The organism is Quyinboa ferrireducens (assembly GCF_042436675.1).
GTDB lineage: Bacteria > Bacteroidota > Bacteroidia > Bacteroidales > UBA5342 > JBHJHP01.
Map to the genome: position 1 here is coordinate 18,396 of NZ_JBHMVA010000007.1, position 26,758 is coordinate 45,153.

Below are 26,758 nucleotides of genomic sequence, written 5' to 3' on the forward strand. Positions count from 1 at the left end.
TTACATAATAACTGAATATGATTGTCAAATCAGTATTGTCTAGTAATTTTTCGGGTACGCCTTTTACGATCTTTTGCGCTATCAAGATCACGGCAATAACATGGATGTTTTCCGCTACCTTCCAGTCCAATTACAATTGTTAGTTTTATTCCTGCATATAACGGTAACACTTCGTATCCATTTACCGGATCAGAAAAAATAAAACTGTTAAGCACAGGTTCATAGGTGCCATCGGTTTGCTTATTTACAATAAGATTGCCTGAAGAATTAGAGCCAACAATACCGGACAAGCCATAATCACAAAATATCGATAATCTGAATCTTGTTTTTTTCAAATCTTTCTTCATCCGTGGTTGTGTTCCAAGATAAGTACCGACTTCTGCCTTTAATGAATAATGGTTCAAAAGAGAAACACCATAGCTATTGTTTTCATTTACGGTTGACAAAAAATGGTTAGGCATATTTCCAAATTCGTCAATAAACTGAGGATATGATGCTGTGGTTGTGACTACAGTGTTGACCTTTGTGCTACCAAGCACATTAAGACTATATTGTGCCCCTGCCAATACGAAAACATTTTTAATTTGTAATCCTATCATAAGCGGGATATCAACATTCCCTAAACCATACCGATCCCTGTTTTGTGAAAACGTGTAGTGTCCAACATAATAATCTCCTTCTGAATCATACAGTTCAATGTCATTAGTGAACTGATTCAACTCAAGATTTGGCATTAAATAGTTAAACTGAACACCGGCATTTAACAGAAACATTTTGTAATGGAATTCATATCCGGCACCTACACCTGCACCAATACCTGGTATTGAAGTTATATCCGGCGCCAATGTCATCAATGAAGAATATCCTCCTGATCCCCAAACGAGTAAACTATGACGAGACTGGCCGTTTAAATGAATAGCACAGGAAAGTGCAATAGCTAATGCAATTAATATTTTCTTTATATCCACAGTCAAAGTTTTAATTGATACCAGTAATATTCATACTCTTACTGAACTATTAATTTGTGTTGTAATGGTGGATCTCCACCAGTTATTATTCGTAATATATAAACCCCTTTATTTGCCGGAGCCTGAATCGTGTTTTGATACTCATTAACCTGCTCTTGTGAATACACTATTCCATTGATATCACAAAATGTCGCCATTCCGTTTCCTGTCAAATTCAATTCTCCAAGTGAAATAGTCTGTGAGGGATTCACCAGAGACGGTAAACTTATGTTTATCAACTTTTGTTCCGGGTTGAAATCACATGTCTGAAAAGTCGTCCCATCTGATGTAGTTACAACAACACTGTAACTATCTTCCTCACTAAACTCTTTCCCCTCGCCAAGGTATAAATAGGAACCTGTTGCACCAACTATCGGTTCCCCATTTCTGAACCATTGGAATGAGGTATAGGATGTGCCTCCATTAAATTCTTCGTTATACAATGCAAGTACATCATTCCACTTCTGCGCCATCAGGTCCGATGCTTGCATTTTTACCCTGAATTCGATTGGGATAAGTTTCTCTTCGGCACAAACTGAATTGTTTACCACCTTTAGCCATGCGTTATACATCTCTGGTGGCGCATCATCCGGCAGAGCAACAATAACTGTTTTTCCTGTCACCGGCAAATTATCTACATCCGAAAATCCTGCGGCCTTTGCCTTATCATCAAATACCAGACCGTAACTCTTCAACTCACCCTCTTCCAATTCATATTGTATGGTAAAGGCTTCTTCATCGGCACATATCTCTGCAATTGTGTCAAGGCTGATCAGAATATCTTCACCTGGAGCTACATACATTGTATCATACGCCTCACACATCTGGTTTGATGCCTTTACAATGTAGTTTCCTGGTTGAGCCGTGGTCAAAACCTGATCGCTCCCAATCCCGTTGTCATCGGTTGTTGTAAACCAGCTGTAGGATGGATATAATGTCCCGTCTGCAAATGTTCCTGCATCAAGTACTGCTGTTCCCTGGCAAATTATTGTATCTCCTGTAATATAGGGATCAGGTGTCTTTATAACTTCAACATCTATGGTATCTGCTACTGCAAAATATGGTTTGAACTCTATATCATCAATACATACATTGGCTCCCTCAGGATTACCCTCTGCCGTTACAATACTTAATGTGGCCAAGGTATAATAACCACTGTTCCATTCTGCTTTAAACAATTTCCAGTGTACTGGCTGAGTAATGATCTCCGCATCTGGCGGGGTTATTACATCACCTACTAATTCTCCATTAATCATAAACTGCAATTGTGCCGGAGTGCTGCCCCTGTCTGCAGTTATAAAATATCCACTGAATTCATGCAGGGTGTTGGAACTTATTTCAAGTGTTTTGCTCCAAATGGCCCTACCTGGTTCTGCCGTTGTATGTGCGATCAGTTCTCTTCCTTCTACAGCATCAGCACTCGTATGATCATACACACGATTATAATCTCCATTTATTTCGCGTGCGCTTCGCCAAACAGTATATGTTCCGGCAGCAACAAGTGCATCTGAATTAGTTCCTCCATAAGTATAATCCGAAACGAAATCATCAGCACCTTCCTGAAAATTACCGTTTACCAAAATATTCTGTCCAATCTTATGATTCTCTACGTAATATTTTGTTGTTGTATCCGGTGAAACACTGACAATAGAAGTATCTGTTACGCCAGGCTCAGGATACCAGTTATAAGGGCCTACACCTCCTGTTGAGAGCGTTAACAGGCTGCCGCTACACATGGTTTCACTACTGGTAACCGGATCAAATATATTTATCACTACAGCGCCCGGATCACTGATAATACAGCCATCGTTATTCGTCGCTGATATTCGATACATACCAGCATTATCCTCAGATGCATCAGGAATTACCAGTTCTTCACCGGTATAAGAACTACCATCAGGCATTGTCCATAAAATATTAGTGAAAGCCTCTGGATTTGGGATGTACAAACGCAACGTATCTCCCAGCACATAAAACCCTTCGCTACTGGTAGCATGATACTCAACTTCATGGAAGTCCGAAAAATAACCATAGGAGCAGGAGTTTCCATTTGGATTATCATATGCTCCTACATGAAAATACCCTTTACTGTTTTTTATTCGTAGAACATTATTGTAATTCTTAATGATATCATCTCCGGTATCTAATCGTAATCTCGCAAATGACCATCCGGCAACTCCGGGAACAGGAGCAAAATTACTTGCAAAAAGTACATCAGACCGGCCATTAATTGTAAAACTCCCAATACATTCAGTTTGTGTAATAATATCAAGTGTAATTTCATCGAAACTTGGGCTGTAAACCGTTTCCATTGAACCAGTACAGGTGTAAGACGGGATTACTGCACCTCCAAATTCAGAACTCCCGGATTTACTTGTAATCTGAAATAATACGACAGGTTTTGAAGAGGTAATTGATGTAGCATCATTTACCAATGTAACAGCAAGATTATCGCCCATATTTAAAAAGCCGGTTGTATTTGCTTTGACACCATTAACAAAAACATCAGTTTTATTCTCTGTAGGAAATACATAAACTTTTTCATTATTACCCTGATTTTTTACTGCAATATAATTTACACCTAATAGGTCAACCGGAATCAACTGGTCTCCGATTAAGTCTCCGGGAGCCACATAATCGTCCGTTGTATTTACAACAATAAGTTTATCCGACCTGATAGTTGTACCGTATAAATGTGCAGATGCTTCTCTGTCTTTTGCTTTAAACGAATAGGCCCAACCTCTGTTTAAATTAATTTTCATTGTTTGAACCGGACTGGTCTGCTGAGGATCGCCCGTCATAACTTTTAAATCTACTTCAATTTCTGTACTGTCTTCGGTTGCAAGTATTTCTATTGAACTACGTGCTTCTGTTGCACCATAACTTGTACTATTTACAAATTCAGTTTGCATCGGAACAATAAAGAATTTCCCCTTGGCATTTTTACCTTTTAGTGTATAAACTTCGCTATTATCGCTGGTATTGGCATAATAAACGCTGATATTATTATCAGAAGTAATATTCAGTCCGTATGGTAATGGCTGTCCATCAATAACCTCAACTAAAGATTTATAACCAGCAAGATCGAAAATCCAGGAAGAATTTGCAGCAATCGTTTTAGTTGTATCAATATTGACCAAGCCTTCTACATCAGGTTGATCTATTCTTACTGTTGCAGGTTGATCAAATGTCACAATAACCAATTGTATATTTTCATCTCCGCCCCAGGAACGCTGGCATGTATTCGGACATGCAAACCAGAACTCCTTACCAATTTGCGCAAATCCTCCAAATGATAATAATAAGAGTGATATTATAAGTAGCGTTTTTTTCATCTTAATCGGATTACCGTATGTTTAAATCGTAAAAATAATTATTCAATTCTTTAATTTTCCTGACAAATTAATCATTCCACAATAATCTTATATTGCTTACTGCCAGTTCCTGTATTAATGTGTAGGATATAAACTCCTTTTTCATCTGGAACCTGTATTTCTGCATCATCTCCTTCTATCTTCCCTATCGAAACCATATGGCCTGTGGTGGTCCAGAATGAGACTGAACCATGAGTTCCCTCGCCCATGTTTCTTATACGTATCATTCCTGATGCTTTGGCCAATGTCTGTACTACGATATCTTCACTGATCAGTAGTGCAGGAATAAAATCACAGGTGTAAACCTCCGTTGTATCTCCTTCTCTTACCAGTCCCGCCTTATATACATCTTCACCTGTAAAGGTTCCTGACTCATACATGTAAGACTTCGTCTCTCCTTCAAGCCTCTCCCCATTCCTGTACCACTGGTACTTCTCAAACCTGTATCCCCCGTTGTAAGCACTGTTGGTTACGCCTATAACATCGTTCCAACGCTGGGTTAATACCTCTGAACCATATTTTACCATAAATTCCATCGGTACCAGCACAGACCTTCCACAGTTCTTCTCATATACCTCAACAACTCCACTGTATATATCAGGCTGTATACCTTCCGGCAATGTAATTTCTATGGCATCTTCTGTAGATTCTGCACCGTTTACATCAGTAAAACCTGCTGTCCGGGCTTTCTCTCCATACAAAATATCGTAACTCCCCAACTCTCCTTCTTCTATCGTATAATCCAGTGCATAGGTTGCTTCACCCGCACAGATTTCCGGCATGCTGTCATTCAGACTGATTTTTATTGCCATTGTATTGGGTAAGACGCTGAAATATCCTGTGCCTTTACAGTCTCCATCTGTAACTTTTACCCAATAATCTCCCGACTGGCTTACCGTTATGCCTTGCGTGGTCTCTCCGGTACTCCACAAATAGGTCTCATATTCTGACACCACATTCATTTGTGCAATACCATAACATATGCTGGCATCTCCGCTGACCTGGGGCTGAAGGGAATCAATTACAGCAACATCAAACTGATCTTCAACCCCGAATATGGGAGAAAACTCAATATCGTCAAGGCAGATACCACTACCTGATGTAGTATTTTGTGTACTTATAATTTTTACAACAACTTCGTTTGCTTCACTGGTCCAAACCTCATCCGATTTAATCCAGCTCCCATCTGATAATGGGGTAATCACTTCTCCTGATGTTACACCGTTTATCTCAAATCTAAGTTCCACACTTCCTCCTCCGGTTGTGGCCGTCCATGCAGAAAAAACATAAGCACTTCCAGGAATAAGGCCGGTTATAGTTTGTGACCAGATGGTGTGTTCTCCTGCCTGGCTATTGGCTATTAGTTGTGATCCTGTTGCGTCACCACGGGTGTGATCCTTAATATCAGCATATGCAGAATTATAGTTCCTGGGGGTTGATCCTACAGTATAGGTCCCTTCTGTGGCTAATTCTGTCGAATTGAAACTGTAACTTCCGCTAAAACCTGTATTGCCTTCACTGAAATCTCCGTTTAGTACAAGATTAAAACCTGGCTTTTGATTGTTGACCCTATAGGTGGTGCTACCTGCAGGGCTTACTGTTACACTCTGCTCTGATGGTAAACCTGATGGGGTCCAGATATAGGGACTATAACCTTCAGCGGTAAGGTTTATACTGTTGCCCATACATATAGTATACGATTTTGTCTCAGACGGACTTAAAACACTTACACTGATGGTATCAGGATCTATATCACATCCTTCCACATGATTAGCAATTACAATATATCGTCCCGCATCTGCGGAACCAACATCTGTAATAACAGGACTTTCTTCCATTGATGTGAATCCGTTAGGACCACTCCAGCTTATATCAGTCAGTTCTGACGTATTCTCTAATGATAACCGTATATCATCTCCCGACTGATAATACGATATATCAGTCTGTGCCTTCAACGGGATGGTATTGAAATTGGAAAAATATCCGTACGAACATGTTTCACCGTCACCATCTAAAACACCCATATGAAAATAGCCGTTTGTATTTTTAACTCTTAAAACCGGCGTTAGATCGGATGTGATAAGTGTTCTTATACAGTAGGACCATGATGGGTCTCCCGGAACAGTCTTAAAAACTGAGGAAGGAAGCAAAAAATTACTACCGTTCACCTCAAAAAATCCAATATTCTCTGTTTTGGTTAGTATAGTTACGATTGGTGTCTGGGTCATTGCAGGCTTATACGCAACTTCAGGCGAGCCGGAACAAATAATACCAGGTAATATCGTGCCACCTAATTCAGTAGAGCTGCTGCCAGTTCCTGAAATTTGAAAAGCTATAAAAGGGGTATTAGCTTCTGACGAAAATAGTACCGGTTCATTAGAACTAATTACATATTTATACTCTTCTCCAATATTTAAAGTAACAACAGGCGACGATCCATTATTGACAAAAATATTTGTATTGTTTTCTGTTGCAAACAGGTAAACTTCTTGTAGATCACCTGAATTTCCCGGCACTGCAATATACTTACTTCCAAGCAAAGATACAGGCACCAACTGTTCTCCAATCAAATCAGCAGCTGTCCCTTTTAATACCATATCGTTTGTGGAATTCACTGCAACGGGCTTGTCAGAAACAACTATTGTATTTCTCAACTGAGATCCGGCAGAATTAGATGTTGTTCGTAATGCATACGATTGCCCCCTGTTTAAAATAACCGTAAAAGGAACTCCCTTAGGCCTGCCAACACAATCCTCAGAAGGTGTAATTGTTACGTTTGTATTATCTATAGTTGCAACTATTTCAACTGATGAAGCACTTTCGGAATCCTTCGAAGGTAAAGTGTACTGCATAGGAACTATAAACTTTTTTCCCATTGCATTCCTGCCTTTCAGTGTATAAATTTCACTGTCTGCCTGTTTAATCGCATAATAGGCACTTATTGGATGCGTAGAATAAATATGTATTCCTTTATTAACAACTGTATTTGCAGGAGATGTTTGAATATAATTAAATTTCCATTTAAAAAGATTCTTTTCTCCAAAACTATTAGCTTCTAAATTTAATACAATAGGTGTAAAATCAGGATTCGCTGGTTGTGACACTGTAATTATTGCAGGTTCATCATAAGTAACGAAACATAATTTTATAGAATCATTTCTACTTCCGGCACTGTTTGCAACCAATTCAGGTGCCGCAAACCAGAATTCATTATCAACCTGTGAAAACACAGGTACGTAAATAATGACAATAAGAAACTTTAAAAATATATTTCTCATAAAAAAACTTGCAGTTTCTACTAAAACACTACCAATGATCAAACCATAACACCAGATGGGTTTAAAAAAGTCCGGCAATAAGATGAAAAAAACTTAAAAGCTACCCGGAAGTTTAAATATCCGGGTAGCTCATTTTATTGTTTAATGTATAATGGAAACGACTTTGCGTTGCATTTGACCTGCACTAAAAACATTAACCACATAGTAGCCAACATTAAGATGTACTGAAAATACATCGCTCACTCCTTTATATTCTGAGACTAATATACCATTAATCGTATATACTTTTATTTCAGAATTCTCTGTAATGCCTTTAACATGCAGGACTTGCCCATATGCATATATATTTAACCGGTTACTGGAGCTTTCATGAATATCAGTTGCAATCCAATAAAAATGGAGCAACTCAATTGTCATATTATCCACCTGCTCCTGCGTTGCAGTTCCGGCAGAAACCATAGCTTTAGCATCCTGAACCTTTGCCCTTAAATCAGCATGTTCACCTGGTTGCGCCTCAGATAAAAATTCATCCATCAAATCAATCATATCCTGAAGATCCTGCATATCAACAGAAGGTACCTGTCCCGCGTTAAAATTGTCTATTGCTGATTGCAAAGCGTTTGCAGCTAAGATAAGGTTTTCCTGTTGTACCGGCTCTTTATCAAGCGCCTCCTGTGCATCTGTTATTGCCTGCTGGACCACCATTTTTGAACCTGTTGCGTATTGACCTGGTAATGTTCCTTCAACAGCATTTTCATGCAATGTTGTAGCTTCTTCAATTAAAACAGGTAAACGGGAACTTGCTTTAAGGTCTGACACAAAAGATGTAATGGCTTCATTTAAAGTAATGGCGCGGGCATCAACATCAGCCTGATCCAAATCCCCCTCAACAGTAATTGCTGTTGCAATAGCATTATTCAATGCATCTACAACAGACTGTGGACATTCACCAGCACCATCGCCAATTACTTCTGTTGTTTCAAGCAATCGCTGTGCTTCATCTACAGCTGCCATTAATTCCGTAAGAATAAAATTACTTCCGGTCACACTCCCTCTGAAAGTGTCTTCAGCGGCCTTTAACTCTTCAAGTTTTGTTTGCCATTCACTTTCAGTCGCATCAGGATTGACAGCTAATGCATACGATTCATCTATCACTGCTTTAAACGCATCATACGCGTCCTGTGGATATTGCCCTAAACCATTACCAACATTTGCGTCTGCAATTAACTCCTGTGCTAAATAAATCCGGGTTCTGAATTCACCCGCAGGCACAAGCTTAATCTGGTAATTATTGTATGTAAATCTGTCAATGCCCCAGTTTGTTCCACCATGAAGATTAGGATAAGTACTTCCCAAGGCCTTCAAAATGAAATAATCTGTTCCACTTACATCCTTAGAATAAATTACTTCCCATTCTTTGGCATTGTCTTTATCATATTGAGCAAGATAGACATTGATACCTGAAGTACTGACAACCATATTTCGGTTCAAAACATGATAAAATCCTGCTTTTCCTTCTACGGGTTCAAAGAACCATATCTGATTATCAAATGAAACCGAATCGAGCTTGTATCCAACTACTTCTTCTGCATCTGTTGTATCAACACTCAAAAAATATGCATTATCCAGATTGCCAATAAAGTATCCCATACCCTCTTCCGGTTTCCATACAACCTTCTGCCTATTATAATAAGCCAAAGCATCTTCCAGTGACTGAGCCGAAGCATTAATCTCAGCTTGCGACAAATTAGTATCCAACACATCTGCCTGTGCATCAGCTAAAACTTTTTCAAGTGAATCCCGGGCTACCTGTGGAAATTCCCCAAAACCATCACCAACAGTTGTATTTGCAATAACACTCTGAACATTTGCAATTAAAGCTTTCAGGGCATCTGTAATAGGAGCACCAACCTCCTTAATTGCAAACCATTGTGACCAATCGGAATGGGAATGTTCCAGGGCAATCTGAACTGCTGTACTTGTAGCCTGCAGTGCATTGTTTGAATTATCTTTTGAGAAACTGAAATAATATGCTGTATCCGGGAGATACATGCCACCAAAATCCTGTTCTCCATCATAGTGAACACTCCATTGCTGATCTGCTGCACCGGCACCAGGAGTAACCATATTTAAACTTTGAGCCAAAGCTGACTCACCGGATTTCAATAAATAGGTTGTGTCATTAACTTTTACAAACTCCCATCCTTCGAGAGGAACATTCTGTTCAAACGTTGCCTTGGTTCCGTTATTTGTCACATAACCCGTATATGATTTATTAGTCATCAGATATTTTACCCCACTTACAGGATTAAAGTGCGGAATTATCTGTCCGGCCAGGTAATCTTTGAAAGCTTTATTTAATGAACCTGTCATATTATCTACCGTTTCCTGTGTGGCATTATTATCTGCATAAGTATTATTAGCATCAGACAACTCTGTTTCAAGAGCTGTTCTTAAATCGGCAGGAAACTGAAACATATCGGTTCCTGCTTCCGAATTATCAAGTAGAAGTTTACTGGCATTTATTGCCGAAAACAACCTAACCTTCAGAGCTAAACCAGGCTCCTGGATGAACCATTTATGTAAAATATTTGTACCACTTTTATCTGACCATGTCAATTCACCATCATCGTTACTGTTGGTTCCTAAATGGCCCTTATTAACAAATTTAATTGTATAATAACCATCAGAAGAAACACCTAATTCTACTTGAGTATCTGAACCAGTTAAATCGACCCAGGCTGTACTCCAACTGCCAGAATAGGCAAGATATTTGCCATTTGAAGATTGAATGCTGAATACACCTACCTTACCTGGGTATTGAATAAGTGTAAATTCCTGGAGATAACGCTCTGCTCCCAATACCTTAATTATTCCTGAAGTAGTGGCTCCATCATCAGGATAGCTCAACAAATTACCACCTGAGTGAATTATATAAAGTTGCCGATCCAAGAAGCCTGTAAATTCAGTAATCTCAGCGCTAATAAAATGATCCACTTTTGCAGATAGGTCATTTGCTGCATCTAATAATACCTGATTTGTGGCAGTCCCTCCATCTAAAAGAGTCTGAGCAGCATCAATTTCTGATTGCAAATTATCAATTTCTGCCTGTGGGTACTGGCCAATCTCTGTTCCTCCAACAGCTGATGCGATAACAACATTTGCCCTTTCAAGTGCGGCCTTTATTGCCAATTCACCTTCTTTCCCTGCTTTTAATAATTGAATGGAGTTTACAGCATAGGTTGGATCATTACCTCCGTTTGTTTCGAATTTAAGCTCAATATAATTCTCAGTAATGGATACATTGAATTCAGTGCTGTTAAATGTACCGCTAGTTGTTGTTTCTATCTGACTTGTAAGAACATCATTAACGTAAATATTCATGTTAGCCTTGGGATAATTGTTATCGCCTTGCTTTATAGTAATTTTGTATTCACCAGGGAAAACGTTAATCCTGAAAGTATTAACCGAACTTGAAAAAATGAAGTCCCTTAATTCATCATCCGGAGCTCCTCTATCCCTTCCTGTTAATCCAGATGGAGAAATCCATCCATAACCAATAGATTCTTCATAAGTTGTTGTTGTATATACCTCAATACCATTCGGTATCACCGGAGACCCGGATATGCCAAAGTCGAAATAAGCGCCCTCATAAATTACAGGGTTTCTTGTTGACTTATAAACTTCTATGGCCGAATTAATCTCTGAAACGGCATCAAGTACATCCTGTTCTGTAGATGTTCCATTATCATAAACCGACTGTGCAAGTGAAATTGCAGCAGCAAATGCATCTTTGCCTGTATATTCACCCGGACCATCTCCAGCAACGGTTGTATTGTAAATTGTATTAGCATTGTTTATAATAATCAACAGAGTAGTTTTCAACTCATCTAACGATAGTTCTTCAAATATCCATTGAGCATTATTGTTAATGCCCTTATCCATGTATATGGATGTCCCATCCGATGTAGCATCCGTACCTATCAGCCTGGAATTTGCTACACAAGTAATTGTACAAATGTCGCCATTTAATATAGTAGCATAAAACTGAGCATCTGCAATAGTTGGATCATCCGCATAAACACTGCTCCAGCCTCCTTGTTTGCTTAAATACTGACCGGTACTGATCTGTTTTAAATTAAATATTTCATTCGTTACGCCAACCAGCATGAATACATCACCAACTCCACTAGAGACAATTCCTGCATTATTAGGTGATTCTTTTCCAATATACAGATCAATACCTTCTGCCTGGGAAGCAACAACATTTTTAATTCTGTATATTTTACCTATTTCATAAGGCTTCACCACAGATTCTCTATATGCAATAATTGCCTGGTGAACATTAATAATAAGATCATTTACACCACTCCAATCTGTTACTGCTGATATTGAGCTCTCAACATTTGAAAGAGTACTTGTTTCTTCTGAACCAAAATCTCCTTCCAATGCCTGAGTCACATCTATTTCATATTGCAGATAACCTTTAACCAAATCAAGCTGCGCAGCAGATGGTGTGACTTCATTGAAAATCCATTTAGCATTATTGTTTATACCCTTATTAAGATATATGCTTGACCCATCACTTGTATTATCCACACCTATTAAAGCTGAGTTAGCCACTAATTCAATAGAAAAAGTATCTGTATTGATCAAATTTAAAGTAAACTGAGCTTCTGTAGTTATAAAATCATCAGCATATACGCCATCCCATCCTCCTAAACGGGTCAGGTACTTACCACTACTTAATTGCAACAGATTAAAAGTGTCCGCTTTAATTTGTGTAATTAAAAATTCATCTCCTACTCCGTTTGAAATAATACCTGCATTATCGGGAGATTCTTTTCCAATAAATAAATCTAATCCTTCTGTTTGAGACGCAACAGCATTTTTAATTTTATATACTTTTCCCATTTCAGGAGCCTGCCCAAAAACCTGAACACTTACAAAATATGTAAGTATGATTAACAAGAGAATGTTGAGTTTTTTCATAATGATATTCCGTTAATTATTATGTGTTTATCAAATTTATTCGCATGTAAATAATTATATTGTAACAAACTCTAAAATCAATCTCATTTTTTCAAAAGAGATATGCTTTGCTAAAGTTTTGGAAGAGGCACGACGCTTCGTGCCTCATAATCAAAACTGCAAATAAATCATACTAAATATGATTATATCTTGAAATACTCTATCCGACAATTACTTTGAATTGTCTGTTTTGCTTTCCTGTACTAATGTGTAGGATATAAACTCCTTTTTCATCCGGAACCTGTATTTCTTCATCATCTCCTTCTATCTTCCCTATCGAAACCATATGGCCTGTGGTGGTCCAGAATGAGACTGAACCATGAGTTCCCTCGCCCATGTTTCTTATACGTATCATTCCTGATGCTTTGGCCAATGTCTGTACTACGATATCTTCACTGATCAGTAGTGCAGGAATAAAATCACAGGTGTAAACCTCCGTTGTATCTCCTTCTCTTACCAGTCCCGCCTTATATACATCTTCACCTGTAAAGGTTCCTGACTCATACATGTAAGACTTCGTCTCTCCTTCAAGCCTCTCCCCATTCCTGTACCACTGGTACTTCTCAAACCTGTATCCCCCGTTGTAAGCACTGTTGGTTACGCCTATAACATCGTTCCAACGCTGGGTTAATACCTCTGAACCATATTTTACCATAAATTCCATCGGTACCAGCACAGACCTTCCACAGTTCTTCTCATATACCTCAACAACTCCACTGTATATATCAGGCTGTATACCTTCCGGCAATGTAATTTCTATGGCATCTTCTGTAGATTCTGCACCGTTTACATCAGTAAAACCTGCTGTCCGGGCTTTCTCTCCATACAAAATATCGTAACTCCCCAACTCTCCTTCTTCTATCGTATAATCCAGTGCATAGGTTGCTTCACCCGCACAGATTTCCGGCATGCTGTCATTCAGACTGATTTTTATTGCCATTGTATTGGGTAAGACGCTGAAATATCCTGTGCCTTTACAGTCTCCATCTGTAACTTTTACCCAATAATCTCCCGACTGGCTTACCGTTATGCCTTGCGTGGTCTCTCCGGTACTCCACAAATAGGTCTCATATTCTGACACCACATTCATTTGTGCAATACCATAACATATGCTGGCATCTCCGCTGACCTGGGGCTGAAGGGAATCAATTACAGCAACATCAAACTGATCTTCAACCCCGAATATGGGAGAAAACTCAATATCGTCAAGGCAGATACCACTACCTGATGTAGTATTTTGTGTACTTATAATTTTTACAACAACTTCGTTTGCTTCACTGGTCCAAACCTCATCCGATTTAATCCAGCTCCCATCTGATAATGGGGTAATCACTTCTCCTGATGTTACACCGTTTATCTCAAATCTAAGTTCCACACTTCCTCCTCCGGTTGTGGCCGTCCATGCAGAAAAAACATAAGCACTTCCAGGAATAAGGCCGGTTATAGTTTGTGACCAGATGGTGTGTTCTCCTGCCTGGCTATTGGCTATTAGTTGTGATCCTGTTGCGTCACCACGGGTGTGATCCTTAATATCAGCATATGCAGAATTATAGTTCCTGGGGGTTGATCCTACAGTATAGGTCCCTTCTGTGGCTAATTCTGTCGAATTGAAACTGTAACTTCCGCTAAAACCTGTATTGCCTTCACTGAAATCTCCGTTTAGTACAAGATTAAAACCTGGCTTTTGATTGTTGACCCTATAGGTGGTGCTACCTGCAGGGCTTACTGTTACACTCTGCTCTGATGGTAAACCTGATGGGGTCCAGATATAGGGACTATAACCTTCAGCGGTAAGGTTTATACTGTTGCCCATACATATAGTATACGATTTTGTCTCAGACGGACTTAAAACACTTACACTGATGGTATCAGGATCTATATCACATCCTTCCACATGATTAGCAATTACAATATATCGTCCCGCATCTGCGGAACCAACATCTGTAATAACAGGACTTTCTTCCATTGATGTGAATCCGTTAGGACCACTCCAGCTTATATCAGTCAGTTCTGACGTATTCTCTAATGATAACCGTATATCATCTCCCGACTGATAATATGATATATCAGTCTGTGCCTTCAACGGGATGGTATTGAAATTGGAAAAATATCCGTACGAACATGTTACATCCGGATTATCCAATACTCCCACGTGAAAATAGCCGGAAAAGTTTGTTATTCTCAAAACTGGATGTAATTGGTCTGTTGAAAGATTTCTTACTGTATAGGACCACTCTGTATCTGCAGGAACCGTTCTAAAAACTGATGGCGGTAATAAAAACTTATTTCCGTTTACACTAAAATTTTCAATATCTAGTGTTTTACATACTATCGTCACATAAGCATTAGTTGCACCAGGCTTATATGCAATCTCACTTGATCCGGTACATTTTAGTGATGGTAATATGGCTCCTCCTTTTTCATTTCCCTTGCTGGTTAATTGAAAAAGAATAATTGGCTTATCTGAAGTGATCATAGTAACTGGGTTTTCCAGCTCATACATATTTTTATCTCCTCTGTTAAGAACATTTCCATACTTAACACCATCGATAAAAACTGATGTACTATCTTCTGTGGGGAAAAAATATATCTGTTCAAAATTACCTTCATTCTTAGCTGCAATATATTTATTACCGGCCAACTGAACCGGAACCAACTGATCACCTATCAGATCGACACCGTCCTCCAACGAATCATCTGTATAATTTACCGCTATTGATTTTGTTGCCTTTATTACTGTATTAAAAAGGTGCCGATCTGCATCCTGACTTGAAGCACGTAGCGCATAAGTCTCTCCCCTGTTTAATGTTATTGTAAATGGTTCATTTGCAGTGTGTCCTACACAATCGTTAGACGGTAATATTGTAACTTCGGTATCATCCTGTGATGCAACTATTTCAACAGAGGGCCATCCTCCCCAGGTAGTAGCAAAGTTATACTGTGAAGGAATTATAAAATCAGTGCCAAGAGCATTTTTCCCTTTTAACGCATAAATTTCACTATTATTCGTATAACTGGAATAATAAGCACTAATGGGAGTTGTTGATCGGATTAGCAATCCGGTTTTACTAATGGTATTACCATCGCCAGTGACTGTTTCAATAAACTTATAAAGTGCCTTATAATTCTGAGATGAATTATTAGGCGAGAAATCCATTTCCCATGTAGAATTTGCTCCGATGGTTTTTACAACGGGAGAAAAATCAGGATTGGCTGGTTGTGATACTGTAATCTCAGCAGGCTTATCAAATGACATAAAACATAGTTTAATGTCCTTATCATTATGCTCACTACTTAAATCAGGACACGCAAACCAAAATTCATTGTCCACTTGTGAAAAAGAGCATAATGTCAACTTTGCCAACACAAATATGAGTAGGAGTCGTTTCATAATATAGTATGATAATTAAGCAAACTCTATTACAAGAAGAGAACAAAGTCTACAAAACTAATTCAATGCAGATTTCCGATCATTCAAATTAATCCATTATTCTGTCTTTAGACTATAACAGATTTTATAAAACCTCCTACTTTTTTGAAATTTCAACGGCACAAATACATCCTGACGCGTTTACAGGTATTTTTTGAAAGTAGTAAAACTTAAATTTTATCCTTCTCCTGAGCCATATTTTTTCATATACTCCGAAGGTGTATAACCAAAGTACTCCTTAAAACATTTTGTGAAATATGAAGGACTAGTAAAACCTACCATATAATTAATCTCCGAAATGGATCTTTTTTGCTGTATCAGTAAATTAGCTGATGCTTTTAACCGATAGTTCCGTATAAATTCTTTCGCTGTTTCACCGGTTAGTGCTTTTATTTTTCGATATAGCATGTTAGTCCCCATTTTTAATTCCCGGGCAAAAGTTTCAATGTCGAAGTTTTCATTATCAAGGTTTCTATTTAATACTTCTACGGCCTGCTTTAAAAAAATCTCATCGAGTGAAGTTAACTCAATTTGTTCAGGCTTAAGTATCAGATCTTTTTTAATTCTTTTCTGTACCTTTATTCTGCTTTCTATTAAGTTCACCATCTTTAATCTTAAAGATTCCATATTGAAAGGCTTGTGTATATAGTCAACAGCTCCCATTTTAAGACCAGACAACTCATCTTCCTGATTTGTCTTAGCAGTTAAAAATACAATCGGAATATGCGAAGTATTGATATTTGAATTTAGTTTTTCTAAAAGTTCAAACCCATCCATTTGCGGCATCATTATATCTGAAATGATCAAGTCCACATCATATTTATCAAGTAGTTCCAATGCTTCCAATCCATTGTAACAATTCACTACTTTAAATTCATGAATCAAGCTGTTTTTGATGAACATATTCATATCGTTATCATCTTCCACCAATAAAACTACCGGTTTTTCTGATCTTTTGCAGGACTGTGTCGTTGCTCTATCAGCCCGATTAATAGAAGCAACTGCTCCTTCCAGAAACTCATTTTCCTTATTGTCATAGATAACGACATCATCAGGCAAGTATTTGCGGATATCTTTAGGTATAATAATCTTAAAACAAGTACCCTCATCCTTTTTGCTTGTAAAAGTTATTTTACCACGATGCAGATCTACAAATTCTTTTGCCATAAATAAGCCAATTCCACCAGTACTTTGCCCCTTCTTAGGATTAACCTGATAAAAACGCTCAAATATTCTGTGTGATTTATCTTCCGGAATTCCTATTCCACTATCCTCAACCTCTAATAAAATACAATCCTCATTATCAATCAAAGTTGAACCTACACGAACCACAATTTCTCCATCGTTTTCAGTAAATTTAAATGCATTTGATATTAGATTATAAATTACTTTTTCAACTTTATCCGCATCTAACCAGGCCAAACTAACATCATCAATGATTCTTAAATCATATTTAATCCTTTTCATTGAAGCCATATTTTGAAAAGATTCAAAAATATTGGATGCGAGTGTATTAACATTGGTGAGTTGAAGTTCCAGGGAAACTTTAGATTTCTCAACTTTTCGGAATTCAATAACCTGGTTTACCAGACGTAATAACCTGGATGCGTTGCGTCGCATTAATTCTATCTTGCCTTTAAGATCGGGATTCAAGCTTTTCCCTTTCAGTATTTCATCTATTGGTCCAAGTATTAGAGTTAGCGGGGTTCTAAATTCATGTGTTATGTTTGTAAAAAATAACGATTTCATTTCGTTTATTTCATGCTCCTTTTCAAATTGCAAATGTTCCAGTTCCAATTTGCTTTTTTCTTTTACTTTTATAACAGAATATTTCTGAAAAAAGTAAAGTACAATAATAATCAGTATTGCATATAAAACAAATGCATAAACAGATAGCCAAAATGGAGGAATGATTCTTATGTCCAGCAGCGTGGCTTCGTTACTCCATATGCCTTCACTATTTGATGCCTTAACTTTCAGTACATATTTACCTGGAGGAACACCTGTATAAATTGCGGAATTTCTATTGCCAACATCATTCCATTTATCATCATAATTTTCAAGCATATACATATATTTATTTTCCCTCGGATTTTTATAATCCATAGCAGAAAACATAACAGTAAACATGTTATCCTTGTATGATAGTTTTAAACTATTGGCATATGGAACGTCACGATTCAAAATATTGCTATCTTCTAATGAAGAGCCTATCTCAACCTTCTCATTGTGTATATACAAATCTGTAAAACATACATGGGGAGCGATACTTTTCTTACTTAAATTTTCCGGATTCATTACCATAAAACCACTTATGCCACCGAATATTAAATTCCCGAATTTATCACGAATTGAAGTATTTCTTTCAACCGTTATTTGCTGATAAATCTGAGGATATAGTTCCTGTTTAATGACCTCACTCACAGGATCAAAACTTATCATCCCATTACTAGAACAAATCCATAAATCTTTAGAATCTCCTGGAAGAATACTTGTAATTAAATCATAATCCATCCAGCCAAATCCATGAAAATGCTTAAATACAAATTGGCTGTCTCCTAATGTTTGACTACTATCAATTTTATTTAATCCCTTGTTTGTTCCTACCCATATATTGCCTTCCTGATCTGCATAAAGGGAATTAATAATGTTATCATTGATTGTATTATCTTTTGCCGGATAATTCAGGCACCTCATAAATTCTTCTGTTGTCGGATTAAATCTGTTTAATCCAAATTGTGTTGCAATCCAGATGATGCCATCCTGATCCTCTTTAATATCTCTTATGTTATTATTAGATATTGAATTTATATTGCTATTTGCTCGATAACTTTTTACCGTTAAGGAATTATTCTTATAAACACATTTAGAAAAACCATTCTCCATTGTTCCCAACCAAAATGTATTTGGATATTTTGCTGATTTTTCTAACACCGTTATTTTATTGCCTGAAAGTGCAGGAATGGTGTTGGTGTTATAAAAGTCAAAATTTGCATTCGTCAAATCTTCCAAACCCGAATTTCTAACATATAACAGACCCGCATCATCTGTCCCAATCCATAGTCCATCTTCGGTTCGCAACAAAGACAATATAGATTGTGCATTTCTTTCACTACCGTTAAACTTATATCTTAAATTAAAATTACTTGAAACATATTGGTATTGATCATCAACTTTTCTGTAATGACTCAAATTATCGAGCATACCAATCCATAAATCTTCTTTGTCTGATGCGAATGATCTTACATTATTCTGAATGTATTTCTTATCTTTAAAATAGGAAGTGTTATATCGTACAAAGCCATTTCCCATAATGTTAGCCTTATTTAACTTAGTGCTTCCAACCCACAACACACCTGAATCATCAACAAATAAGGCGGTTATGTTGTCACCGGATAAGGTAAATGGATTTAATAAATCAGATTTATATGAAATTAATTCTGTGCTTTCCGGATTTAAATCAGCCTGTGAACTATCCAGCAAACATAAACCATTATCCCAGGTTCCGATCCATAAGTTCCCATAATGATCAGCATATAGTTTATATATGTTGTCTGAACTGAGAGATTTGTCTCCATTGGATTCCTTTGTGAATTTTATAAATCTGAACGGGTTTTTATCTTTAACCTCAATAATTTTATAAAGACCACCACCCCATGTGCCAACCCATACAGTTCCATTTTCAGACATTGCTAAAGAAGTTACAACAGAATTTCCTAAGGTTAACTGGTTATTTGTTCCTGTCGGTTTAAACCTTTGATGGGTCAGGGTCGTTCTGTCGAAATTTACAAGACCTTCATATGTAGCCAGCCAAAAATTACCAGAAGCGTCAATCAGCATATCGCTAATGGTAGATGATCCAAAATGATGTTTTATAATTCCTTTCAATACATCCAATTCATAAAGACCATCCTGCCAGGTTCCTATCCATATGGAACCGTTTTCATCTTCACATAATGATATAATCCTGTGATTAAAGGGGAATTTCTTCAAGTAACCATCTACCGGGTTCAATTTATTGAGGCCAAATGAAGTACCGATCCATATATTTCCTGAATGATCCTCGAGAAGTGCGGTAATCTCGCGATCACTTAATGAAAGACTGTCATCTAAACGAGGTTTATAAACTTTGCAACCATAACCATCATAACGATTCAAACCGTTCCAGGTACCAATCCATATAAATCCCTTTTTATCCTGAATTATAACATTAGCACGATTACTTGTAAAACCATCCTCAACCGTGAGCGCATCAAACTCAAGAATTTTTTGAGCTTTTAAAGTTAAACCTAAAGAAATGATAATAAATAATAATGTAAAGTGCTTTAACATATAAATGAGATTCTCTTCAGTTCACAATATTACTTGTATTTGCAAATAAAGAATAGCATAAATTAGTATGAACTTTGTAATTTATTGAATTCGGGGTAGGATTTTGGTAATTTCTGTAACAGAATTAAGCTTGTATAATACAAATTCTGATTTTGACTATTTAACCGTAGACTCCAAATAAAACAAATATAAATTAAGTCATACTCCCAATCTGCACACTTAGAAGCTTCCATTTTATAATGGGTGTTTTTTATATGTAGATACTGAACAGGACGAGAAGTTAAGCAGAGCGTAATCCCAATGAATCGAGTGATACCGGGAAGTCCTGTTCCGGGTACCTACAAACATAACTAAATGTATATTATTTAATTACAGCGACTTCTTTAAACAAACACTTTTACGTCCACTTGAATTTTTCCTCTTAATTTCTCTTATGGATTTTATATTATTTTTATTAAGGCATAGCTAACCATAATACATTGACTTAACTACTTGAAAAGACTATATCTAAATAAATTCAGTGAACATAAACTGGATATATATTTTGAATGTAAACCATATGATCCAAACTGACATGGACCTTACAGTACTTACGATTGAACAATAAGATTTCCTGCAAATAAAACTGTATTAGTACGAGTCTTAGATTTTATATGATAAAAAGATCAGAACATGGGCTAACAGAACTTTATCAATAGATATTGTTCTTTCTTGCTAAAGAAAATCCTATAAAATTTACTATCCTGAAATATTACAACAATCTTCAACTCCAAATGGGCATGACAAACAGTTAGTCCACAAATAGAGATGATTCAGATTCAAAGTAATGCGTATAAGTTATATAGAGTAGCTTAAAGTATAATACGCTAAATCTCACCCTTATGTTTGTTAACATATTTTTAGTTTTAAGAGTGTGCATTTTACATTTTTTTTATACTTTTCATTTTTTTCTTAAAAATTCAAAAATTAAACCTTATTTCTAATTGTTATGACGTGTAAAAGAAATGACATGTTTAAAGCGAGGAGGATGTTACACTGGAAGAATATACTTCTTTTAGTTTTTCTCGCATCTGTGAACCTGGCTCTTTCAGCTCAGGGAATTATTATTAAAGGAACCGTAACAGACGGTAACACAAAAGAACCGATACCGGGTGTAAACATTTATATTGATGGAACCCAGATAGGTGTTACATCTGATTTAGATGGAAAATACTCTATTGAAGTTCCATCAAAGGAATCGGTTTTAGTATTCTCGTTTATAGGCTACGATGTTCTAAAAATTAAGGTTGGTGATCAGAAACTGATTGATGCTTCATTAACACCAAAAGAAAGTATCTTGAATGAGGTTGTTGCGATTGGTTTTGGCATTAGCAGGGCCCGTAAAGACTTAACCGGATCTGTTGGATCTATCTCCGGTAAAAAACTGGAGTCAATACCCGTAACCTCAGCTGCTGTGGCAATGCAGGGTAAAATTGCAGGTGTGCAGGTAACTACTGTTGATGGTGCGCCTGGAGCTGATATTAATATCCGCATCCGTGGTGGTTCTTCCGTAACATCAAGTAACGACCCTCTTTTTATCGTTGACGGTTTTCAAACGGATAATATTAACGATATCCCTCCAACTGACATTGCTTCAATCGACGTGCTGAAAGATGCCTCGTTGACTTCTATTTATGGAGCCAAGGGTGGTAATGGTGTTGTTATTGTAACAACCAAGTCGGCAAAACAAGGTAAGATTAAAGTTAATCTCAATGCTTATACATCAGTTAGTAAGCTTTCAAAAAAACTTGATCTGATGAACACTGAAGATTTTGTTCGTTATCAGTACGATTGGGCCGCTTCCGGCGGTACCCGCAGTTCGAACGCAAAATACTTCCGTGCTAACTTTGGAAACCCTGCAGACCTGGATATTTATAAACGGGCAACAACTCACGATTGGCAAGATGAAGTAATGGGGGAAACGCCAATGAATTACTCTACTAATCTTACTATAGGTGGAGGTAATGAAAAAATGCGTCTAAACCTGTCATTAACTCAGTCTGAAGATAAAGGTATTATTCTGGGATCGGGTGTTAGCCGTACTAATATGAATCTTAAGATTGACATTAACCTGGCCAAGAATCTTATATTTACAATGAACCCTAAATTAACTTATCGCCATGATATAGGTGCCGGAGGTGATAATATTGGTTCAGGTGGTGTTATCGATGTACTTCGTTATCGTCCAACCAATGGTTTGCATGAATTCGCTTTTTGGGATCCCGCAACTGTCGATCCTGACGATGAAGCTATTTTTGAATATACAAATCCTAAAAGCGATATTGACCAGAACACTCAGAAAAAAGACAGTTATACAAGTACGAATCAGTTTCGTTTGGAGTGGCAGCCTCTCAGTGGTTTAACGCTGCGTTCTGAAGTTATTGGCTCTTTTAGTTTCAAATTTACAGATCGTTTTTATGGTGCAATGACAGGTACTGGGGAGAGTAACAGTAAACTCCCTGTTGCTTCATTAAGTATAGGCCGTAGTCTTGCATACACATGGACAAATACAGCTGCTTATGACCTGGAAATGAACAGTATTCATAAATTCTCGTTCTTATTGGGCCAGGAAATTCAGCAATACGATTATAAATCGATTTTTGTAATGAATCGTTATTTTCCAAAGGACATCACAACCGATAAAGCACTAGCCATCATGGGCTTAGGCACTCCGTATCTGACAACATCGTCCTATGCGACTTCTGTCCGAACGTCATCCTACTTTGGTCAGGCAAACTACAATTATGCCCGCAAATACTTGTTATCGCTTACCATGCGTGCTGATGGATCCAGTAAGTTTGCCCCTGGCAAACGGTGGGGTACCTTCCCTGCCATTTCAGCTGGCTGGGTTATCTCTGAGGAGGATTTCTTTAACAGAATCAGCTTTATTAACAACCTGAAATTACGTGCTGCCTACGGGTTAACAGGTAACAATGGTATTGGCAACGACAGATGGCGTTTTTTGTATGTAGTTAATACTACCGGAGGTCCCGGTTTTAGCGAATTAACCGAAAATGGTGAACAATGGTATGGTAATGCAACCGGATCAGAATTTTTCAATGAGGATATCAAATGGGAAACAACCATAAAACGTAACCTTGCTCTTGATATTGGCATGTTCAATAATCGTATTTCTCTCTCTCCTGAAGTTTACTGGAATACAACACGCGATATGCTTTATATATCCGATCTCCCTTCTGCAACGGGTTATACTACGCAGGTACAAAATATTGGACAGGTAACCAGCCGCGGTTTTGAATTGACATTGAATACTGATATTGCTCGGGGTACCCATTATGTGTTGAGCGGGAACTTAACATTTGGTCTTAACAAAATGGTTGTTGACAAACTGAACAATACTGATGATGTATTATGGTACAATAACGGACGTTGGTCTTCAGCTTATAACGATTATTGCTTAAAGGTTGGCGATCAGGTTGGCTTGATTTATGGTTTTATTTACGACGGAATTTACGGTATGGACGAATTTACTTTCGATCCTAACCAGAACTTCACGGCTATACCCAACGAGGGTACAATTATTAATACCGTATCGGGAACCAGTAATTCTGGCGATCCAACACTTCCAGGTAAAATCAAATTCAAGGATATCAGTGGTCCCGATGGCGCACCTGACGGCCAAATCGATGAATATGACCGTACTGTTATAGGTAATACAAATCCTAAAATTCAGGGTGGTTTTGGGTTCAGCGGACAATATAAAGGTCTTGACTTTGCTATTAACTTTAACTATATGTATGATTTCGATGTAAACAATGCTACAGCATATCAGCTTTCCTCTTCTGAAGGGAATCGAAATAATTTCTACAATGTATTGTCAGAATTCAACGATCGTTGGACATACATAGACTATACAAATGGTGAGTGCATGTACAGAAATTACTATATCGACAATTCTGTAGCAACCTATGCTTCTCTCAATGAAGGCAAAACATTATGGAATCCATCTGATGTAACAACCAAAATAACCAATTCATACTTTATTGAAGATGGTTCGTTCCTTCGCTGCCAGGATTTCACCATTGGTTACACACTACCAAATAACTCCACGAAGAAACGGGGAATATCAAAAGTTCGTTTCTATGCAAGTGTTACGAATCCATTTATCATTACAAACTACTCGGGTTATGACCCTGAAGTTGACATTCAGACAGGTTTAACTCCTGGAATGGACTACAACCGCTACCCACGTAGCCGTAGTATTGTATTAGGAACAAACATTACTTTTTAATTTTCAAGGATATCAAATATGAAACTAAAAAATATATTATTAACCGTTTTAACTGTTGCATGTCTCTATTCTTGCGAAGACTATCTTGATGTAGAAGCCGTTTCGTCTTTCGATAGCGACTATGTGTATAGTAATAAAGATGAAATTTCGCGTGCTTTGAATGGTGTATATGCCCAATTACTGAACAACGACACTTATGGGAAGGCTTATCTGGAAACATTTTGTCTGAATAGTGACGTGGATATGTATGTAAATTCCAACAATGTATCTACCAACGATCAATATCGTCGTTTCGACTGTACAAGTGAGGGTAGTGCAATTAACAAAGCATGGATAGCAGCTTACAGAGGTATCGAGTATGCCAACAACTTTGTTTATTATCTTGAAAACAGTCCGCTTTATGATGAGACTGATGCTGATATTATGCAGCAGATGGGCGAGGCTAAAGTTATGCGTGCAATGTTTTATCACGATCTAATTGTCATGTTTGGTGACATACCGTTCTCTTTAACACCAACGTCTGCAAACGATAACTTTGTCATGCCGGTTGTGGATCGGGAAGAAATTCACAAACAATTGATTGCCGACCTGGAAGCAATTGCTCCTTATATGTCATTTGCAAGCGACCTCGATTATGGTGTTGAACGCGTGTCAAAAGAGTTCTGCTGGTCGATGATTGCACGTATGGCTTTAACTTGTGGAGGTTATTCGCTTCATCCCGACACAGCTAATACAAGCAAATACGGAACTATGCAACGTCCTGAAAACTATACAGATTATTATAAAATAACAGCTCAATACTGCGATTCTGTAATTTCATCAGGAACACATTCGCTGGCCCTTCCTTACAACACGGTATTTATCAACGAATGTAATTATGTTGTAGTAAACAACGATGATCCAATTTTTGAAATTCCTTTTGCAATGAACTCAACGGGAAGTATTGGTTACATCCAGGGGCCAACAGGGAACAATTACGAAGGCGAAACTTCAGGATTGAATATCTGGGGTAAAAGTGGCGGAAGTGCACGCCTGAGTGCATTCTATCGCTTCCAGTTTGACGCTCTTGATTTGCGCCGCGAATTCCTTAATGGCTTATGGTACTACGATTATGACGGCACACCAATCATTCGCCGTGATTATACTGTACACAACAATAAATGGTCGAAATTATGGTCTTCAAAATCAATGGGAACCAATAGTGACAGCAACACTGGTATAAACTATCCTTACATGCGTTATGCCGATGTGCTTCTGATGTATGCCGAAGCATTAAACGAACTGAATGGTCCGGGTGCAGAAGCCAAAGAAGCACTGCAGCAGGTTCGTGCCAGAGCATTTGAAGATCAATCGAAAGTTGGTGAATATATTGAATCCGTATCCACAAGTAAAGAGGCTTTTCTGAAGGCTTTACTTGATGAGCGTAAATGGGAGTTTGCCGGCGAAAATATGCGATGGAAAGACCTTGTACGTAATAATATGTATGCTGAAGTGCTATACTACAGTTTTCTACGCTATTATTCCGTTGCTGAGAATTCAGCAGGATCTTCAGACTATATAGAAAGAGTTGAAACATACGACGGGATGCCCGGTTATTTGGAATTAACGCTTCCCTATAATATCTATTACAGGATTATAAGTAATCCTGGCGATGTAAACATATATCCTAATACACAATTGGATATACTTGAAATTTATAATCCATATATCGCTACTCAAAGACCTACTGATGCTGCAAACCCATGGTCTACAGCTGATTTCTATGGATGGTGGAATGAATCTGTCGGTTGTCCTACAGATCAGTGTCTCTATTCCTTCTTTGGATTTATACGTGGTGATGATCGTGGCAATTTATACGTTGTTGACAACGGAGCACTCACTGCAATGCCATCGAATGCAAGCAACCTTCCGGTTGTACGTTACATCCTGCCTTATCCTAATGCTGCTATACAACGCAGTGCAGGCGCTTATCAAAATTATTATGGTTATTTAAAGTAATCTGTTAAATTTTATTA

Annotated in this window: 8 protein-coding genes; 2 read left to right on the plus strand and 6 right to left on the minus strand. The window is 37.7% G+C overall.

Annotated features, from left to right (window positions below):
- Positions 1 to 29: 29 nt before the first annotated feature.
- The 6 genes from ACE01N_RS11465 to ACE01N_RS11490 all read right to left on the minus strand — a co-directional run bounded on the left by ACE01N_RS11465 (position 30) and on the right by ACE01N_RS11490 (position 20,452).
- A complete protein-coding gene (locus ACE01N_RS11465) occupies positions 30 to 968 on the minus strand; it encodes a hypothetical protein (protein WP_380588729.1) in 939 nt (312 codons plus the stop codon).
- A 38-nt stretch (positions 969 to 1,006) separates the two neighbouring features.
- Complete coding sequence (locus tag ACE01N_RS11470) at positions 1,007 to 4,342, minus strand: hypothetical protein (protein ID WP_380588732.1); 3,336 nt, start codon at positions 4,340 to 4,342, stop codon at positions 1,007 to 1,009.
- A gap of 71 nt (positions 4,343 to 4,413) precedes the next feature.
- On the minus strand, positions 4,414 to 7,659 hold the full coding sequence (locus tag ACE01N_RS11475; protein WP_380588735.1) for a T9SS type A sorting domain-containing protein: 3,246 nt from the start codon (positions 7,657 to 7,659) through the stop codon (positions 4,414 to 4,416).
- A 141-nt stretch (positions 7,660 to 7,800) separates the two neighbouring features.
- Positions 7,801 to 12,651 carry a hypothetical protein gene (locus ACE01N_RS11480; protein ID WP_380588738.1) on the minus strand — a complete coding sequence of 1,617 codons (4,851 nt, stop codon included), beginning with the start codon at positions 12,649 to 12,651 and terminating at the stop codon, positions 7,801 to 7,803.
- A gap of 199 nt (positions 12,652 to 12,850) precedes the next feature.
- On the minus strand, positions 12,851 to 15,946 hold the full coding sequence (locus tag ACE01N_RS11485) for a T9SS type A sorting domain-containing protein (protein WP_380588741.1): 3,096 nt from the start codon (positions 15,944 to 15,946) through the stop codon (positions 12,851 to 12,853).
- A gap of 351 nt (positions 15,947 to 16,297) precedes the next feature.
- A complete protein-coding gene (locus ACE01N_RS11490) occupies positions 16,298 to 20,452 on the minus strand; it encodes a hybrid sensor histidine kinase/response regulator transcription factor (protein ID WP_380588744.1) in 4,155 nt (1,384 codons plus the stop codon).
- A 1,027-nt stretch (positions 20,453 to 21,479) separates the two neighbouring features.
- On the opposite strand from ACE01N_RS11490, the gene ACE01N_RS11495 reads away from it, so the two are divergent.
- Entirely contained in the window at positions 21,480 to 24,743 is a 3,264-nt protein-coding gene (locus ACE01N_RS11495) for a SusC/RagA family TonB-linked outer membrane protein (protein WP_380588747.1), read from the plus strand.
- Positions 24,744 to 24,761: 18 nt separating this feature from the next.
- Positions 24,762 to 26,741 carry a RagB/SusD family nutrient uptake outer membrane protein gene (locus ACE01N_RS11500; RefSeq protein ID WP_380588750.1) on the plus strand — a complete coding sequence of 660 codons (1,980 nt, stop codon included), beginning with the start codon at positions 24,762 to 24,764 and terminating at the stop codon, positions 26,739 to 26,741.
- Positions 26,742 to 26,758: the final 17 nt, after the last annotated feature.